Consider the following 2,734-nt stretch of genomic DNA (forward strand, 5'->3'; position numbering starts at 1 on the left):
ATGATCCCTCCGTCCTCGCGAATCGACAGAAATCATTCAAACACAGCCACAAAAATTTGAGAATCCCCCGCGAGTCAACCGTTTAGCCGGTTGGTATTACAACATCAAAAGCTCGCTCGCCGCAATCCAGCGGAAGACCGGGTGGCTGCCGCCGCGAGAGCCTCGCCGACCGATTCAGACTGCCGCTTGGGCCAGCCTGCTCGGCATGATGGACGATGCCGATCTGAGCCGGCCGACGATGCGGCGCTTCGCGGTCTTCTGCGAGGAGCGCAACATTGCACCCGATTGCGTCGCGCTCGAACAGCTCGACGCCTATCGCGAAGCGCTCGCCGCCACGAATGCCAAGGCGCCCGAGCAAACAACGTGCAAGATAAAGAGCCTTTGGAATCAGCTGTGTCGCGACAATCGCGACTTCCCTGGCCAGGAACTGCCCGCCGGCCGCAGCCGGCTGACAATCCGCGACGACGCCAACGGCATCCCTGCCAGCTTTGCGGCCGATCTTGACGCCTATCTTGCAAAGCTTCGCAAGCCGGGGCCCTTCGAAAAGGGCTTCAAGGGGCCCGCGGCCGAAAGCACCATGCGAACCCGCGGAGGTGTTCTTGCCCTCGCCCCTCATCGGCTGGTGAATCGCGGTTGGCCTGCGGCAAGCCTGACTTCTCTCGCGGCCATCCTCACCCCGAACGCCGTCGAGGCGATTCTGACGGACTACTGGGAAACGAATTGCGCCGACGGTGCATGGACGCTAGGCGCCGAATCCACGGCGCAGGCCCTCGTAGTGGCGGCGCGTCAATGGAGCAAATTACCGACCGCAGAGCTGGAACAAGTCATCGACATTTGCAAACAGGTGCGAGCGAAGCATCGCGGTTTCACCGCGAAGAAGCTCGAACGCCTCGCGCAATTCGACGATCCCAAGATCGAGCGGCGTTTCCTGCAACTGCCCGAAACGCTATGGCGGAAGGCGCTGAAATTCGCCAGCGCCGGCAAGATGAAGCGCGCGGCCGACACGGCGAAGTACGCCCTTTCGATGGCCATACTGTTCGACAAGCCTTTGCGCGTCGCGGATCTTTCGATCCTCGATCTCGCCCTCGATTTTGCTCGCAACGCCAAGGGCAAGATCACCGGGATCAGAATCTCTAATGGCCGGGCGTCAAAGCGGGCGCCGGTCGTGGAGGGTGCGCTATCGGCACAGACGGTGCGCATGCTGGAGGCTTATATTACAAAATTCCGCCCGGTCCTGCTGTACGACGATTCGACCTGCCTGTTCCCGGGACGGGCCAGCGGCCATCTCGGATCGCAATCGATGGCCAGCCAGATCCGAACCTTGATCGCCCGAGAGCTTGGCGTCGATGTCAATTCCCATTTGATTCGCGCCTATGTCGGCACGGTCATCCTTGATGAAGACCCGCGCGCCATCGCACTCGCCCAGCGCGTGCTCGGGCATCAAACCGATGCGACCACCTTGCGGTTCTACGCCGCGCAACGCGGTCGGGCGGCGAACCGCGCCTACGCAGAGTTGATCGAGCGCCGGCGTCGGCGGTTGCGGACGAATGTGAAAGGCTGAAGCCATGTCCACCGACCCTTCTGCCAAAGGCTTACCGAGCCCTGACGATGCCGTTCGGCGTTACAAGGGAACGCGGCGGGGACTGCCACTGGATATTTGGCCCGCCGAAGATCGGGCCCGCTGGCGTCGCTTGAAGGAGAAGCATGGCCTGTTCGACCGGCAAGCCATCCTGCACCGCCTTGAAAAACCGACAGTGCGGGGACTGGAACAATCCGTCGGTCGCTTCCTCGGCTATCTGGTTTATGTCCGGGCGCTGGCACCCGAAGTGTCGATCGGCTCCCTGCTCACGCCCGACCTCGTGAATGATTATGCCGGCTTCATGTGCGAGCGCCTGCGTGCGGGATCAGTTCACGAGGAACTGCGCCGGTTGCATACCGGGCTCGGCATCCTGCTGCCAGGCCACGATCTTGCTTGGGTGAACACGCTGCCGCTAAAGCCGAACCGTGCCGAGATCGTTGCGTCCCGGAAGCCTATCAACCGCCCGGATGCGGCGCGCGTTCTTGCCGCCGCTTATCGCGTGTTCGATACAATCCCGATCACACATGATGATACGGATACCAGCCAGGCAGCGCGAAACAGCTTGATCGTCGCTTTCTGCGTCCTTTTCAGCCTCAGGCTTGGCGACCTCACGCGCATCCGAATCGGCGAACACCTTCGCCAGACCGGGTCGCGCTGGCGGCTGATGTTCCCCTCCGACGTCAAGAACGGCGCCCTCCTGCTCTTCGACGTTCCACCCGAACTCACGAAACGACTCGAACTCTACCTCGCGACCTGGCGTCCGGCCCTGCTCGGCAACCGTCTCGACCATGGCCATATATGGATCGCACGTGGCGGGCGGCCACCTCGAGAAGCGATGATCGCCGCCGGAATCGATAAGTTCGGCCGTACCCACCTCGGCCATCCCTTGAATAGCCATGTCTTTCGCCATGCCTTCGTCGTCACAACGATGATACGCAACCCGGCGGACGCCGACCTTGCCGCCGCCGGCCTCGGTCACACCAGCGAGCAGATGGTACAGAGCTGTTATAGCCGGTCTGGAAGCCAGGAATTGTCGAAGCTCTGGCTCAAGAAACTCATTACTCAGCAGTCGGTAATATAGGCGACATTTGGTGCTTTGAAGAATGATTGCACGAGACGTGGTTTGCGCTTGATGGCGGCGAGTTGGGCTTCGAT

2 protein-coding genes are annotated in these 2,734 nt (G+C 61.4%); both read left to right on the forward strand.

Annotation, left to right across the window (positions count from 1 at the left end; translation table 11 throughout):
• The first annotated feature begins 208 nt into the window (after nucleotides 1-208).
• Entirely contained in the window at nucleotides 209-1,561 is a 1,353-nt protein-coding gene (locus B7X49_RS18505; RefSeq protein WP_286705435.1) for a hypothetical protein, read from the forward strand.
• A 4-nt stretch (nucleotides 1,562-1,565) separates the two neighbouring features.
• Nucleotides 1,566-2,660, forward strand: coding sequence for a tyrosine-type recombinase/integrase (locus B7X49_RS18510; protein WP_286705434.1), 1,095 nt, complete (start codon nucleotides 1,566-1,568; stop codon nucleotides 2,658-2,660).
• The last annotated feature ends 74 nt before the right edge of the window (nucleotides 2,661-2,734 follow it).

This window comes from Acidiphilium sp. 34-64-41 (assembly GCF_002282635.1).
Classification (GTDB): domain Bacteria; phylum Pseudomonadota; class Alphaproteobacteria; order Acetobacterales; family Acetobacteraceae; genus Acidiphilium; species Acidiphilium rubrum.